This is a genomic window from Alistipes sp. CHKCI003, from assembly GCF_900021155.1.
Lineage (GTDB): Bacteria > Bacteroidota > Bacteroidia > Bacteroidales > Rikenellaceae > Alistipes > Alistipes excrementavium.
The window spans coordinates 77410-93598 of record NZ_FCNT01000018.1 but is presented as its reverse complement, the minus strand read 5'-3'; the positions used below and the strand labels follow the sequence as shown (position 1 = coordinate 93598).

The window sequence follows — 16189 nt, the reverse complement described above, 5'->3', positions numbered from 1 at the left end:
GCGTAAAAGCGAATTTCATTCGTTTTTGCCGGGACGGAGCAGCCGGAAGAGGTCGCAAATAGCGAATCCGAACGAAACGGGCAAGCAGCGGAAGAGCGCTCCTTGCGGTCTGATTCCGGAGCTGCCTCGTTCGTGTCGTGTTTCGTCTTGTTTTGCCTTGCCTTGCTTTGTCTTGCCTTGCCTTGCCTTGCCTTGCCTTGCCCTGTCCAGTCTTGTTCTGTTTTGTCCAGTCTTGTCCAGTCTTGTCCAGTCCTGTCTTGTCTTGTCGTGTCGGCCGTCCGGCGGCCGACACACGCGGATCTCTCTTCCCCGAACGGATGCCGTGTCGGACGGCTGCGAAGGCCCGCGGCCCGATGACGCGCACGGGCCGGTTCGTCCCGCGAACAGACGCTTCGGAAAAAATAACAGGCAAAAAGTTTTCATTTCTCATCCATTATCCGTAACTTTACTTACGAACGACGGGAGCGAAGTCCGGTGCCGGCCCGTGCGGCGATCCCCGTTCGAATTTTACCGACCCTCTAAAATTCACGCCTTATGAAAACAATTCGATTCCTTTTATTGGCGCTATTCGCGGCGCTGCTCGCCGCCTGCTCGAACGATCCCCCTGCCGATTTGCCGTCCGATCCCCGTCCCGACGACCCTCCGGCCGCTGCCGATCCGCACAAAGTGCCGGTCGAAAAAGCGCTCGGAGAGCTGGAAGAACTGCTGCAGGCCATCGACGGACCCGAAACCCGCAGCGGCGGAGCGCGCCGAGTGGCGTCGGTCGAAGCGCTCGGGGCTTCGGCGCTCGCTCGCGCCACACGCGCCGGGCACGACGCTGCCGCCGCGGCAGAAATCGGCGATCTGGTCTACATCGCCAACTTCCAGAACGGAGAGGGATATGCGATCCTCGGGGCCGACGACCGCATCGAATCCGTGATCGCAGTTACGGAACGTGGGTCGCTGACCCCCGAACAGCTCGCTGCCGCGGCGAACGGACAGTACGACGGCGTGGAGGCCCCGCCCGTCGTGCCCGAAATCGGAGACTATCTGATCGAACGCATCGGAGGAATCCATAAGTACGACTCGCTGGCAAGCATATTTCCTACATACGAAGTGTCTTACGGTCCGTGGGAGTTTGCGGATAAAAAAGGACCCTATTGCAAGATGAAGTGGGGGCAAGGTTATCCATACAATTATTATGCGCCCCTGCATAACGGGGTACATTGTAAGGTAGGCTGTGTTGCGGTAGCTCTGGGACAGATTATCGCAACTAATTATTATAATGAATACTATCCCGACAATCTTACGCCGTATCCTCTGTTCATCGGCGGATGGGCTGTCAAATGGCCCGCCATATTCAACGATATTTCCATGTATGACGAAAAAGAACAAACGTATTACGACAAGAACTCTGCAATCACCAACGAAGTAGTTGCCATCGCAGCTTTTCTGCGAGGTATCGGCGAAGAAGTCAACATGGATTACGGGCTTGAAAGCAGCAGTGCCAAGTACAGTAAGGCCGAACAATTTATGAAGACTTTGTATAAAGATGTGGACTATCATACTTATTCTGAAAAAACGTGCGGCAGAGTCAAGGAAATGGTCATCGACCGAGGACTTCCGACATTCATGCGCGGTCAGAAAAGCGGAGGAGGCGGGCATGCATGGGTCGTGGACGGGGCGATTGTACAACGTCGTCTGAAAACTGCGGTTTCCGGTCCGTCGAAAGGGTCCACGTCTTACGAGTCGATCCAATACTATCATTGCAATTACGGCTGGGCCGGAGTTTGCGACGGATATTATCATTACTACACGCTCGGTAACGTAAACAAAATCGGAAAAAATCCGGAAAAGGGCGACCGAGAATCCCAAGGCGAACCCAATGATTATACACGAGACACATGGATCATGTATTATAATTTGTAAGAACTATGAAAACAATCGCGTTTTTGTGCGCCCTGCCTCTCTTATTCTGGGGATGCGACACCAAGAATAAGGTGAAGTACGTTTATTTGCGCTCTTACATCACCTGTTATTACGAGAACGATCTCGTAATGTGGATGCGTACCCGTACCGTGAAGGAATCGGGTAAAACGAAGACGGACTATTACCTGTGTTGCACGGAGTATGAGGGCGGAGGTGCGAAGAACTATTTTTCACCCGATTTCGGTACGACGGGAAAGGAGGCCGAAAAATACATGGAACTTGCGGAACGAAACGGCGATCTCTCGTACAACCGGATGGAACCGTACGATATGGAAAGCCCCAATCGTCGCTGTTGGGCCGATAATTTCAAGGCCATGCATGTGAAGTGTCTGAATGCATCGTGGAGCGACCGGTACCCTGCGGGCTCGCTGCTCGACGATCTCGTGCAGGTGGAGTTCAGGTCCTATGCCGATTATATCCGCAGGGGATATCCGGAAGGAGACCGAGGAATAAAGGATTGTAAAATACGTATTTCGGAACTGAAGGAGAAGGACTTGTCCATGATTTCCGGCGGATTTTCCATCTACTTTTCGGTTCTGCCTCCTGCAGGCTCTTATGAGATGGAGGTAACGTTCGTAACGACCGAGGGCGAGGAGAAGACCGCGACCTGCACGCTCGCGATCGAATGATCCGCATGCCGCGACATATGCCGACAGATGCGGCGGCGGGGCCTTGAATTTTCATTCCGCGCCGCCGTTTCGCCCCCGGACCCGCACCGGCAATGCCGACCGGCGGCGGCTGTTCCGGTGCGTTCTCCGCCCGTCGCACCGCGCCCCTTCGTGCATTCGCCGGCGGCGGACGCAACGGTCCGCTTCGGAAAACTCCGCAGCGAGAGCCGGCAGGCCCCCCCCCAAGCGGATGCCGTGTCGGACGGCCGCGAAGGCCCGCGGCCCGATGCCGCGCACGGGCCGGTTCGTCCCGCGAACAGACGCTTCGGAAAAAATAACGGGCAAAAAGTTTTCATTTCTCATCCATTATCCGTAACTTTACTTACGAACGGCGGGAGCGAAGTCCGGTGCCGGCCCGTGCGGCGATCCCTGTTCGAATTTTACCGACCCTCTGAAATTTGCGCCTTATGAAACCGATTCGCCTCCTTTCGCTTGCGCTATTCGCGGCGTTGCTCGCCGCCTGCTCGCAAGCCCCCCTTTCGGATGCACTGCCCGAACCGCCTGCTCCGGCCGATCCGCACAAGATTCCGGTCGAAAAAGCGCTCGGAGAGCTGGAAGAACTGCTGCGGGTCATCGACGCACCGGAAACCCGCAGCGGCGGAGCGCGCCGAGTGGCGTCGGTCGAAGCGCTCGGGGCTTCGGCGCTCGCTCGCGCCACACGCGCCGGGGACGACGCTGCCGCCGCGGCAGAAATCGGCGATCTGGTCTACATCGCCAACTTCCAGAACGGAGAGGGATATGCGATCCTCGGGGCCGACGACCGCATCGAATCCGTGATCGCAGTTACGGAACGGGGATCGCTGACCCCTGCACAGCTCGCTGCCGCGGCGAACGGACAGTACGACGGCGTGGAGGCCCCGCCCGTCGTGCCCGAAATCGGAGACTATCTGATCGAACGCATCGGAGGAATCCATAAGTACGATTCGCTGGCAAGCATATTTCCTACATACGAAGTGTCTTACGGTCCGTGGGAGTTTGCGGATAAAAAAGGACCCTATGTTAGGACAAAATGGGGGCAAGGATATCCGTTAAACTTATATACTCCCGAGGTCGACGGAGCGCATTGTCCGCTTGGATGCGTAGCCCTTGCTACCGGACAAATTATTGCAGCCCATTATTTCGATAAATATTATTTGACCGATACAAGACCGGAAGTGCAAATATTGGGCGGTTTTCCCATACGTTGGAATTCGATATTCAATTCGATCCGTCGATTTATCGAAGAACCCGATGCACCTCGAATTTATTATAACGAAAACGACCATGATTTAGAACCGGAAACGATCGCCGGTTTTTTGAGTGGTGCTGGTGTGGCCATGGGCATGAAATACGGGATCGATGGAAGTCGTGTCGGCCATGAGGCCGCCGCCCGTCTTCTCCGCGCAATGGGATTTAACGATACGAAGGTCTATAAGTTTACAACCGGAAGAATGCATGAAATGGTTATAGACAGGGGGCTGCCTACTTATGTAAGCGGGTTCCGATCGACTGGTGGCGGACATGCTTTTTTGGTCGATGGTGCGATAACGATGCGACGCATGATTTACAATTACAATCCACAAACGAATAAAACCGAAACGGGATATGACAAACGGCAATTGTATCATTGCAATTACGGATGGTTCGGTACTTGCGATGGATATTATCATCCGGGAATGGTCGTTTGCCCGGGAAAGCCGGTCCACAAAGATCTCGGGGATGGGGATGACGCAAGCCAAATTGATTACGTAAAAGATAAAGTGATCATTTATTACAATCTTTAATAAACGGAATATGAAAAAAATATTGATTTTATCCTTCATATCTTTGTTGTTCGGTGGCTGCGATGACAATATGAAATTTTTCAGCGCTGAACTGACTTTGATGCGGTCATTTATACCTATGTATGAAGAAAGTGCTTTGAGCATACGTCCGTTGGAAGATGCAACGTCGATCTCTGAGAAGTGTTATCTATATTGTTCTATATTTCACGAAGATTTAGAGGCGCCGCATGTTGTTTATAAAGCTCCGGAGTTGGGTGCGACCGGAAAAGAGGCTGAACGATTTTTGGAAATCGCAGAACGCAACGGAGATCGTTCTTATAACACATATGAAAATATAGCTCATTGGAGCGGAAGGAGATGTGGTTCAGACAATTACATGACAATGCATGTAAAATGTCTGAATGCGGCTTGGGACGATGCGCATCCTGTGGGGTCGTTGCTCGACGATATCATTCGGATTCGTTACTATTCTTATGCGGATTATGTGCGGAATGGATATCCCAAGGGGAGGACCCCGAACATGAAGCATCACAAATCCCTTACGGATACAACGGAAGACGATTTGTGCATGCTTTCATCTGGAATCTCCCTTTACTTTGCAAGCGCTCCTCCTGCTGGCACCTATGAAATGGAGGTAACGCTCGTAACGACCGATGGCGAGGAGAAGACCGCGACCTGCACGCTCGCGATCGAATGATTCGCATGCCGCAACATATGCCGACAGATGCGGCGGCGGGTCCCTGAATTTTCACTCCGCGCCGCCGTTTCGCCCTCGTCCGGACGGGGAAAAGAGATCTCGGAAGGAGACCTATATGCCGGCACACCCCGAGATTATACGTCCGGACACAAATGGATGATTTATTACAATCTTTGAATTATGAAGCGAATTCTTATATTTTGCTTGATCGGCATGCTGTTTGGCGGTTGCGACGATTTGAAAGATCAGGACATGGTTTTCATGCACTCATATATTCCCTTTTATATAGAAAATTCGTGGACTGCACATCCTTATAAAAAGGATGTTTCAAATACAGGAAAATATTATTTACTATGCTCTCTTAACGGAGGGACGATTTATCGTGCACCCGAGCTGGGCGGGACGGGTGAAAATGCGGAGCGATTTTTAGCGATTGCAGAACAAAACGGAGACCGTACGTACGATCGGGAAGTGAACGTACTCGTCGAAAATTTACCGAGGTGTTCTGCGGATAATTACACGGAACTTCGGGTCCGGTGTCTGAACGCAGCTTGGGATAATGGACACGCGGCAGGTACGGACCTCTCGGATATTGCGGTCGTCGAATATGTTTCGTATGCAGCCTATGTGCGATGCGGGTATCCGAAAGGGGAAGCAAGTGCAAAGGGGTACAAAAAGCGGCTCCAAGAATTGAAGGATACGGATTTATCAATGATCACCGATGCGATATACATTTACTTTACGAACCTGCCTCCTGCCGGCACCTATGAGATGGAGGTAACGTTCGTAACGACCGAGGGCGAGGAGAAGACCGCGACCTGCACGCTCGCGATCGAATGATTCGCATGCCGCGATATACGCCGACAGATGCGGCGGCGGGGCCTTGAATTTTCATCCCGCGCCGCCGTTTCGCCTCCGGACCCGCACCGGCAATGCCGACCGGCGGCGGCTGTTCCGGTGCGTTCTCCGCCCGTCGCACCGCGCCCCCTCGTGCATTCGCCGGCGGCGGACGCAACGGTCCGCTTCGGAAGACTCCGCAGCGAGAGCCGGCAGGCCCCCCGAGCGGATGCCGTGTCGGACGGCCGCGAAGGCCCGCGGCCCGACGCCGCGCACGGGCCGGTTCGTCTTGCGAACAGACGCTTCGGAAAAAATAACAGGCAAAAAGTTTTCATTTCTCATCCATTATCCGTAACTTTACTTACGAACGACGGGAGCGAAGTCCGGTGCCGGCCCGTGCGGCGATCCCCGTTCGAATTTTACCGACCCTCTGAAATTTGCGCCTTATGAAACCGATTCGCCTCCTTCCGCTTGCGCTCCTCGCGGCGTTGCTCGCCGCCTGCTCGCAAGCCCCCCTTTCGGATGCACTGCCCGAACCGCCTGCTCCGGCCGATCCGCACAAGATTCCGGTCGAAAAAGCGCTCGGAGAGCTGGAAGAATTGTTGCGGGCCATCGACGGACCCGAAACCCGCAGCGGCGGAGCGCGCCGAGTGGCGTCGGTCGAAGCGCTCGGGGATTCGGCGCTCACTCGCGCCACACGCGCCGAGCACGACGCTGCCGCCGCGGCAGAAATCGGCGATCTGGTCTACATCGCCAACTTCCAGAACGGAGAGGGATATGCGATCCTCGGGGCCGACGACCGCATCGAATCCGTGATCGCAGTTACGGAACGGGGATCGCTGACCCCTGCGCAGCTCGCTGCCGCGGCGAACGGACAGTACGACGGCGTGGAGGCCCCGCCCGTCGTGCCCGAAATCGGAGACTATCTGATCGAACGCATCGGAGGAATCCATAAGTACGATTCGCTGAAAGGGGTTACTATGCCGGAGCACATTAAGCATACCTATGGCGAATGGGAAGTCTGCGAACAGAAAGGCCCCTACTGCAAGATGAAGTGGGGGCAGGGAGCTCCTTATAATTCACTGACGCCCATTAAAGACGGAAAACGTTGCCCGGTCGGATGTGTAGCGGTAGCTTTGGGGCAAATCGTCGCAACTAATTATTATACCCTATATTATCCTCATAATATTAATCCACAACCACAGTATTTGGGCAACCTATTCGTCGCATGGAATGCACTATTTACCATGATCCATCAATATATTACTGTGCCTAATACTCCAAGAACGCATTATAAAGAAAACGGTGAATCATTAGTTATTACCTATTTTCTGAGAGGGATCGGTGCAGAAATAGGCATGGATTACGGTCCGAACGGCAGTGGTGCTGATAAAAAAGACGCTATGCGCTTTCTGAAAGCCATGGGGTTCAAAGACGTAGACAATTATTACATCTCCGAAGGCCGTCTGAAGGAGATGATCGTAGACCGGGGGCTTCCGGTCTATGCATGCGGAAAAAGGACAATGACCAAAGGACACGCTTGGGTGATCGACGGAATGAGAAAATGGCAGCGATTGCATACGACTTATTTTCCGTCAACCGGACGATACGATTATGACTACACGTATAAAACCATGTATCACTGCAATTACGGCTGGTCTGGCGGCTGCGACGGGTATTATTATGCCGATGCCGTTTACTCTCCGAGAGTTGATGCGCCTGTTAAAGATGAAATTGAAGGAGATATTACAGGATCTTCTAATTATGATTATACGTCCGGACACAAATGGATGATTTATTACAATCTTTGAATTATGAAGCGAATTCTTATATTTTGCTTGATCGGCATGCTGTTTGGCGGTTGCGACGATTTGAAAGATCAGGACATGGTTTTCATGCACTCATATATTCCCTTTTATATAGAAAATTCGTGGACTGCACATCCTTATAAAAAGGATGTTTCAAATACAGGAAAATATTATTTACTATGCTCTCTTAACGGAGGGACGGTTTATCGTGCACCCGAGCTGGGCGGGACGGGTGAAAATGCAGAGCGATTTTTAGCGATTGCAGAGCAAAACGGAGACCGTACGTACGATCGGGAAGTGAACGTACTCGTCGAAAATTTACCGAGGTGTTCTGCGGATAATTACACGGATCTTCGGGTCCGGTGCCTGAACGCAGCTTGGGATAATGGACACGCGGCAGGTACGGACCTCTCGGATATTGCGGTCGTCGAATATGTTTCGTATGCAGCCTATGTGCGCTGCGGGTATCCGAAAGGGGAAGCAAGTGCAAAGGGATACAAAAAGCGGCTCCAAGAATTGAAGGATACGGATTTATCAATGATCACCGATGCGATATACATTTACTTTACGAACCTGCCTCCTGCAGGCTCTTATGAGATGGAGGTAACGTTCGTAACTACCGAGGGCGAGGAGAAGAGCGCGACCTGCACGCTCACGATCGAATGATCCGCATACCGCGACATATGCCGACAGATGCGGCGGCGGGGTCTTAAATTTTCACTCCGCGCCGCCGTTTCGTCCGCGTCCGGACGGGGAAAAAGAGATCTCGGAAGGAGACCTATATGCCGGTACACCCCGAGATTATACGGCCAAACACAAATGGATGATCTATTATAATCTTTAACATCGGATGCCATGAAAAAGATATTTCTTCTGATCGCCGTATCGCTGTCGTTTATAAGATGCAACGACGATATTTCGAATGAATACACCTATCTTTTCGTTCGTTCCTATATCTGCGAATATATCGACAACGATTTGACGGTTTCTCCTCGCGGAGCGATCTACCCGATTTACGAGCCTATCGGTATTTCGGGTTGGTTTCCGCATTACGATGTCTCGGAAACGGGACGTACAGTACGCTACCTTGCACCGGAATTCGGATCGACTGGTTCCGAGGCAGAACGTTTTCTGGAGATCGCCGAAAGGAACGGAGACCTCTCCTACAACCAAAAGATCCTATGTATCGAAGGTACATGTCAAAGTCCTGCAATTTGCTGTGCGGATAATTTCAAAGCCATGCATGTCAGATGTCTGAATGCGGCATGGGACGATGCGCATCCGGCCGGCACGCCGCTCGACGATATTACGGTAGTCGAGTACTACTCGTACGCCGAATTCGTACGAAATGGTTATCGGACAGGCGCAAGCTCCGTCCAAAAACTGCTAAAGGACCTGACGTCGACCGATCTTGCGATGACGAATACGATCTTCAACTATTCTTTCGTCCGTACTCCTCCTGCCGGTACCTATGAGATGGAGGTAACGTTCGTAACGACCGAGGGCGAGGAGAAGACCGCGACCTGCACGCTCGCGATCGAATGATCCGCATGCCGCGACATACTCCGACAGGTACGGCGGCGGGGTGAAAGTCCCGCCGCCGTTCCGCATCCGGCCGTCATCCGAAAATGCACGGCGGAAACGGCCCTGCCCGGCTCGGTTCTTCACGGCCGACACTCCGCCCCGACCGCCTTCGGGCAAAACTCCGGACCCAGCAGCGGATCCGACCACGGTCCCGCGAAACGGTCGGAATTTACGGACCATGCGTCCCCTCCGACATATTTTTCGACGGAAACTCCGAATTTCTCAAATTTTTTACTAACTTTGTAAAGTCGATTCGTCAGGCAATCTATCTTTATTTATTATAAAAACTAAGCATTATGGTATCGTACAAAGAGTTGGGCCTCGTGAATTCGCGCGAGCTGTTCGCCAAAGCCATCAAGGGCGGATATGCAATCCCCGCCTTCAACTTCAACAACATGGAGCAGATGCAGGCAATCATCGCGGCCTGCGTGGAGACTTCGTCGCCCGTGATCCTGCAGGTATCGTCGGGCGCCCGCAAGTATGCGAACCAAACCCTGCTGCGCTACATGGCGCAGGGCGCCGTGGAATATGCCAAGGAGCTGGGCAAGAACATTCCCATCGTCCTGCACCTCGACCACGGCAATTCGTTCGAACTGTGCAAGAGCTGCATCGACATGGGCTTCTCGTCGGTGATGATCGACGGTTCGGCGCTCCCCTACGACGAGAACGTGGCTCTCACGAAGCAGGTCGTGGACTATGCCCACCGGTTCGACGTAACGGTCGAAGGCGAGCTGGGCGTGCTGGCCGGCGTCGAGGACGAAGTCTCGGCCGAGCACCACACCTACACCCGTCCCGAGGACGTGGAGGACTTCGTGAAGAAGACCGGCGTCGACTCGCTGGCCATCTCGATCGGCACGTCGCACGGCGCCAACAAGTTCAAACCCGAACAGTGCACCCGCAACGCCGACGGCGTACTCGTGCCGCCCCCCTTGCGTTTCGACATCCTCGAAGAGATCGAGAAGCGCATCCCGGGCTTCCCCATCGTGCTGCACGGTTCGTCGTCCGTACCGCAGGAATACGTCCACATCATCAACACCCACGGCGGCGCGCTGAAAGATGCGGTCGGCATCCCCGAGGAGCAGCTCCGCAAAGCCGCGAAGAGCGCCGTCTGCAAGATCAACATCGACTCCGACGGCCGTCTGGCGATGACTGCCGCCATCCGCAAGATCTTCGTGGACCAGCCCGCCGAATTCGATCCGCGCAAATACCTCGGTCCGGCCCGCGACGAGCTGAAGAAACTCTACATGCACAAGTGCGAGAACGTCCTCGGTTCGGCCGGCAAAGCCTGATCCGCAGGATCTCCGCACCCCCGCAGCCGCGCCGTATCCCGACAGGCGCGTGCGTCCGCGGGGACGAACGCATGCGGCACTCGCCGATGTCGAAGAGGGCCTCCCCCGCCGCAACGATTGCGGCGGGGGAGGTTCTTTTTCTCTCCGTGCGCCGGTTCCGCCCGAAAACCGTAACGCTTCCGTAACGAAACCGACACACTCCTGCAATCCGGATCGTCTACTTTTGCGCCGAAACAAATCCGGCTTCGCCCTATGGATTCGACGACCGACACGAAAAAGAGATCCGACTTGCTTTTCATCCTCTGGGCAGGAGGCGCCGCCCTGCTCTCCTACGCACTGGTCTACGCCCTGCGCAAACCCTTCACCGCCGCCGGCTTCGACGGTCTGGAATTTCTGGGCATGGACTACAAAACAGCCGCCAGCATCATTCAGATCGCCGGATACGTGCTTTCCAAACTACTGGGCATCAAGTTCATATCCGAACTCAAACACGAATGCCGCCTGCGTTTCATCATCGGTTCCGTCGCTGCGGCGGAATGCTCCCTGCTGCTTTTCGCCGTACTGCCCCGACCGTTCAACATCCTCGCCCTCTTCTTCAACGGTCTCTCGCTGGGATGCATGTGGGGCGTCATCTTCAGTTTTCTCGAAGGGCGCAGGCTGAGCGGCATTCTGGCCAGCATCATGGGACTGAGCATCGCGTTCAGCTCGGGTCTGGCCAAATCGCTCGGGCTTTTTCTGACGAACGATCTCGGGATCAGCGAATTTTGGATGCCCGCAGCCATCGGCGCAGGCGCTTTTCCCCTGTTGATCCTGCTGGCTTTCGCCCTCGACAGACTGCCCGCCCCGACGGCCGAGGACATCGCCTCCTGCACCGAGCGCATTCCGATGGACGCACGTCAGCGCCGGAACGTCTTCCTGCGTTTCGCTCCGATCCTCTGCATGCTGCTGCTTGCCAACCTGTTCATCACGACCATGCAGGACATCAAGGAGGATTTCCTCGTCAAACTCGTCGACACGAGCGCTCTGTCGTCATGGGCCTTCAGCGGCATCGACAGCGCCGTTACGCTCATCATCTTGGGCACGTTCCTGCTCCTCTCGCTCATCCGCAGCCACCGGACGGTGCTCGTCGCGCTCCTGCTGCTCGTAACGGCCGGAACGGCCGCTCTCGCAGGCGTGGCCTACGGCTACGACCGGCTGCAGCTTCCGCCTCTGCTGTGGCTCTTCATCCAGAGCCTCGGCCTCTACACCGCCTACCTGAGTTTCCAGACCCTCTTCTTCGAGCGGTTCGTCTCCTGTTTCGGCATACGCGGCAACGTCGGATTCTTCATCATCACCATCGACTTCGCAGGCTATCTGGGCACCGTGTGCATGCTCGTCTTCAAGGAAATCTTCGCCGCCGGACTGGACTGGATCGAGTTCTACAACACGATGGTCGCCGCACTCGGCTGCGCCTGCTGCCTCCTCTTCGTGGGGAGTCTGCTCTGGCTGGTGCGCAGAGAACGCACCGGCATCCGCCGCACCGGACGCCGCAGGCGACCGTATGCCGTAGTTTCCGTCAACATGCAATAACGACAGATACGAATACATATTCACAAAAACAGAACACGACAGATATGAAACGAATCCAATGCGTCGTCATGGACTGGGCCGGCACCGCCGTCGATTACGGCTGCTTCGCCCCGCTGCACGCCTTTCTCACCGTTTTCTCCGAAGAGAAAGGAATCGACATCACCCTGCGCCAAGCCCGCGAACCGATGGGACTGCCGAAAATCGACCATATCCGCGCCATCCTTTCGATGCCCGATGTCGAACGAAAGTTCGAAAACCGCTACGGCCGCACGTGGACCGAGGAGGACGTGCGGGAGATGTACCGGAGTTTCGAGAAACACCTCTTCGCCTCGCTGTCCGAGTTCACGCAGCCGATTCCCGGAGCGGTCGAAACGATCGAAACGCTTCGCCGGCAGGGCCTCCGCATCGGATCCACCACCGGCTACACGGCCCGCATGATGGAAATCGTCCGGCCCGGTGCCGCGCGCCGGGGTTACTCGACCGACTTTCTGGCCACGCCCGACGGACTTCCGGCCGGACGGCCGGCTCCGTACATGATTTTCCGGAATCTGACCGAACTGGCCGTAGCCTCCGTACAGGAGACCGTCAAAGTGGGCGACACCGTCGCAGACATCAGGGAGGGAGTGAATGCCGGCGTCTGGAGCATCGGCGTCATCGCGGGCAGCAACGAGATGGGGCTGACCGAAACGGAATACACCCGGCTCTCCGACGAAGAACGGACCCGCATGAAGGAAGTGGTCCGGCAGCGCATGCTCGGCGCAGGCGCGCATTGCGTGCTGGATTCCATAGCCGACCTGCCCGCCTGCATCGAAAACCTGAACGAACGCCTCGGCAAATAACGAATACGCTCATACCATGAAAAGAAACTATCTGCTGCTCACTCCGGGGCCGCTGAGCACCACGGAGACCGTCCGCGAAGCCATGATGCAGGACTGGTGCACATGGGACAAAGACTACAACGAAGGGGTCGTCATGCCGATCCGCCGCGGTCTGCTGGAGATCGCCGGGCTCGACGAGAACCGGTACACGACCGTATTGCTGCAAGGCAGCGGCACCTACTGCGTGGAGGCGGCCATCGGCACCTCGGTAGGCCCGCACGACAAACTGCTCATCCTCGCCAACGGCGCCTACGGAGAACGGATGGCCCGGATCGCCGATTACTACCGCATCGACTATAAGCTCGTGTCGCTGCGGGAGACCGAACCCGTAACGGGCGCCGCCGCCCTGAAGGCACTGGCCGAAACCCCCGATGCGACGCATCTTTCGATGGTGCACAGCGAAACCACGACCGGTCTGCTGAACCGCATCGACGAAGTGGCCGACGTGCTCCGCGGGCGGGACATCACCTTCATCGTGGACGCGATGAGCAGCTTCGGAGGCATTCCCATCGACATCGAAAAACTGGGTATCGACTACCTCGTCAGCAGCGCCAACAAGTGCATTCAGGGAGTTCCCGGATTCGGATTCGTCATCGCCCGCAAAGAGAAACTGCGAGCCGCCCGCGGCAACGCACGCTCGCTTTCGCTCGATCTCTGCGCCCAGTGGGAGACCATGGAGAAGGGGCGCGGCAAATGGCGTTTCACGTCGCCCACGCACGTCGTGCACGCCTTCCGCCAAGCGTTGCAGGAGCTGCGCGAGGAAGGGGGCATAGCGGCCCGCCACCGCCGCTATGCGGAGAACCACAGGCTGTTGACCGAGGGCATGCGCGGACTGGGCTTCCGGACCCTGCTGCCCGACGACGTGCAAGGCTGCATCATCACCTCGTTTCTCTATCCGTCGGCCGCATTCGACTTCAGCGACTTCTACGAAAAACTCAAAGCGAAGGGATACGTCATCTACCCGGGCAAGATCTCCGAGGCCGACACATTCCGCATCGGCAACATCGGCGACATCCATCCCGCGGATATCGGGGGCCTGCTCGAAGCCGTCGGCGAAGTGCTCCGATCCTGAGCGGCGCGATGCGCCTCCGGCATCCATCGGGAAAAAACCGGGGAGAACCCGGACAACGAGACCTTGATTTTCCTATTTTTGCACGCGAAAAACAGGGAATTTCGTGGGAAACGCCGGAAAAATCCGCTGGAAGGGCCATGCCGCCATGTTCGGCGCCAACGCCATGTGGGGACTGATGTCCCCCGTGGCGAAACTGGCCATGACGGCCGGCACCCTTTCGCCGCTCGTCGTAACCGATCTGCGCGTCTTCGGAGCGATGCTCCTCTTCTGGACCGCCTCGCTGTTCCGGAAGCCGGAACACGTCCCTCCGAAGGATATGGCCAAACTCTTCGGCGCCTCGCTGCTGGCGATCGTCTTCAACCAAGGGTGCTTCATCTACGGCGTGGGGCTCACCTCCCCGGGCGACGCCTCGATCATCACCACCAGCATGCCCCTCTGGGCGATGGTGCTCGCCGCGATCTTCCTCCGGGAACCCATCACGGCCCGCAAGGTCGCCGGCATCGCGGCAGGAGCATGCGGTGCGCTGCTGCTGATTCTCGGCAGCCGCCCGTCCGGCGCCGAGGCGGGCACGGGCTCCTTACAGGGCGACCTGTTCGTGCTGCTCGCCCAACTCAGCTATGCGCTCTACTTCGTCCTGTTCAAGAATTTCGTGAGCCGCTACTCGCTGACGACCCTCATGAAGTGGATGTTCACCTACGCCTTCGTCTGCCTGCTCCCCTTCTCCGCCCGCGAGCTGGCCGCGACGCAGTGGAGCGCCCTCGGCGCCGGAGAGATCGGCGGCGTGCTCTTCATCGTCGCGGGAGCCACGTTCCTCAGCTACACGCTCGTGGTCGTCGGGCAAAAGCTGCTCCGCCCCACCGTTGCGGGCATGTACAACTACATTCAACCGCTGGTGGCCTGCATCGTCGCCGTCTGCTGGGGCATGGACACGTTCGGACCGGCAAAGGCGGCGGCCGTAGCTCTGATCTTCGGCGGCGTGTGGCTGGTTACTTCCAGCCGCAGCAGGGCCGACACGCAGCCCGCAGAAGAGGAGAAATCCCGCGTGGCATGAAGGCGCATTGCGGCTCCGCTGCCTCGCCTCCGCTTCCGTCCGATTCGGGCGTCCGCCTCCTCGGCCCCGCCCCGATACTCTCCCTATCCGACAATCCGACCGCCGGCTCCACAATGTCCCATGTCGTCCTTTGCCCCGCAATCCGCTCTCTCCCCGCATCCGGCTCCGTAGTCCGCCCTCCGAGGCATGGCTGTTTCCGTTCCTCGATCCGGCCATGCCGTCCGGACACGGACGCTCCGCAACCCGATCCCGCATCCCGCACCGCGACCTCGGACAACCTCCGGACATCGTTCCGCAACCCGCCGCACGGTTCGGCCGGCTCGCCCCCCCGATCCGCCGTTCGACCGGTCCGGCCGTCGTTCCAGCCGTCCCGCACCCGGCCGCACGAAAAGGCGCCTGCACGAGACGGGGTATCCGCCCCCGCAGACACAGGCACAGGGGTTGCCCGACACGTCTTTCACCCTCTGCGCACAGCGTATTCGGAAAAGTTCCCGAATAGCGGTACGAATAAAAAAGGGGTGTCTAAAACTTGTTAGACAACCCCCAAAATCGAACCGATCGGACAACCCGGCCGGCTCACTCCCCGGACAAAGGCAGCCCCTCGGCCCCTGCATAGAACATCACGAGTTCGAGCGGTTCGCTGCCGCGGTTCTCGCCGTAGCGGACGCGGTCCACCACCTCCACGATCCCCTCGCCCGCACGGAACGTCCGCTCTTCGCCGCCGGCGGCCACCACCGTCAACTCACCCTGCAACACCATCCCCGCATTGATGACGGGATGGCGGTGCAGCGGCAACCGGGCACGGGGCTCCACCGTGAAACGCACGACGGACAGGCGCGGCGCACCCGCGGGATAGGCGGGCAGGCAAACTCCGTCCCAACTCGTCGCGGCATCCGCCACGACGACGCTGCGCAACACACGTCCGCCGTCCTGCTTTCCCATGCTTCTTCCTTTTCGTTCGCCCCGGAGCCGGACCTCGCATCGTCCGGACGCCTGCGCACGGAC

14 protein-coding genes are annotated in these 16189 nt (G+C 56.8%); 13 read left to right on the top strand and 1 reads right to left on the bottom strand.

Annotation, left to right across the window (positions count from 1 at the left end):
* Nucleotides 1-534: 534 nt before the first annotated feature.
* From BN3659_RS03230 to BN3659_RS03165, 13 genes are all read left to right on the top strand, one after another.
* Nucleotides 535-1908, top strand: a complete 1374-nt coding sequence (locus BN3659_RS03230) for a C10 family peptidase (RefSeq protein ID WP_091534531.1) — start codon at nucleotides 535-537, stop codon at nucleotides 1906-1908.
* Between the two features lie 5 nt (nucleotides 1909-1913).
* Nucleotides 1914-2597, top strand: coding sequence for a hypothetical protein (locus BN3659_RS03225; RefSeq protein ID WP_141682473.1), 684 nt, complete (start codon nucleotides 1914-1916; stop codon nucleotides 2595-2597).
* Between the two features lie 446 nt (nucleotides 2598-3043).
* Entirely contained in the window at nucleotides 3044-4399 is a 1356-nt protein-coding gene (locus tag BN3659_RS03215) for a C10 family peptidase (protein ID WP_091534527.1), read from the top strand.
* A gap of 10 nt (nucleotides 4400-4409) precedes the next feature.
* A complete protein-coding gene (locus BN3659_RS03210) occupies nucleotides 4410-5096 on the top strand; it encodes a hypothetical protein (protein WP_091534526.1) in 687 nt (228 codons plus the stop codon).
* Nucleotides 5097-5276: 180 nt separating this feature from the next.
* Nucleotides 5277-5936, top strand: coding sequence for a hypothetical protein (locus BN3659_RS03205; protein ID WP_091534525.1), 660 nt, complete (start codon nucleotides 5277-5279; stop codon nucleotides 5934-5936).
* 443 nt (nucleotides 5937-6379) lie between these two features.
* Nucleotides 6380-7744, top strand: coding sequence for a C10 family peptidase (locus tag BN3659_RS03200; RefSeq protein WP_091534524.1), 1365 nt, complete (start codon nucleotides 6380-6382; stop codon nucleotides 7742-7744).
* Between the two features lie 3 nt (nucleotides 7745-7747).
* Nucleotides 7748-8407, top strand: a complete 660-nt coding sequence (locus BN3659_RS03195) for a hypothetical protein (protein ID WP_091534522.1) — start codon at nucleotides 7748-7750, stop codon at nucleotides 8405-8407.
* 189 nt (nucleotides 8408-8596) lie between these two features.
* Nucleotides 8597-9286 (top strand): hypothetical protein, encoded by a 690-nt coding sequence (locus BN3659_RS03190; protein ID WP_091534521.1) that lies wholly within the window; start codon nucleotides 8597-8599, stop codon nucleotides 9284-9286.
* A gap of 335 nt (nucleotides 9287-9621) precedes the next feature.
* Nucleotides 9622-10614 (top strand): class II fructose-bisphosphate aldolase, encoded by a 993-nt coding sequence (locus BN3659_RS03185; RefSeq protein WP_091534520.1) that lies wholly within the window; start codon nucleotides 9622-9624, stop codon nucleotides 10612-10614.
* Nucleotides 10615-10866: 252 nt separating this feature from the next.
* Nucleotides 10867-12183, top strand: coding sequence for a DUF5690 family protein (locus tag BN3659_RS03180; RefSeq protein ID WP_091534518.1), 1317 nt, complete (start codon nucleotides 10867-10869; stop codon nucleotides 12181-12183).
* Between the two features lie 44 nt (nucleotides 12184-12227).
* On the top strand, nucleotides 12228-13022 hold the full coding sequence (gene phnX, locus BN3659_RS03175; RefSeq protein WP_091534517.1) for a phosphonoacetaldehyde hydrolase: 795 nt from the start codon (nucleotides 12228-12230) through the stop codon (nucleotides 13020-13022).
* A 16-nt stretch (nucleotides 13023-13038) separates the two neighbouring features.
* On the top strand, nucleotides 13039-14133 hold the full coding sequence (gene phnW / locus BN3659_RS03170) for a 2-aminoethylphosphonate--pyruvate transaminase (RefSeq protein ID WP_091534515.1): 1095 nt from the start codon (nucleotides 13039-13041) through the stop codon (nucleotides 14131-14133).
* A 103-nt stretch (nucleotides 14134-14236) separates the two neighbouring features.
* Nucleotides 14237-15184 carry a DMT family transporter gene (locus BN3659_RS03165; protein WP_262480980.1) on the top strand — a complete coding sequence of 316 codons (948 nt, stop codon included), beginning with the start codon at nucleotides 14237-14239 and terminating at the stop codon, nucleotides 15182-15184.
* Nucleotides 15185-15760: 576 nt separating this feature from the next.
* Here the strand turns inward: BN3659_RS03165 and BN3659_RS03160 are convergent.
* The gene (locus BN3659_RS03160; protein WP_091534513.1) at nucleotides 15761-16126 is read right to left on the bottom strand and encodes a cupin domain-containing protein; all 366 of its coding nucleotides are present in this window, start codon (nucleotides 16124-16126) and stop codon (nucleotides 15761-15763) included.
* Nucleotides 16127-16189 lie beyond the last annotated feature (63 nt).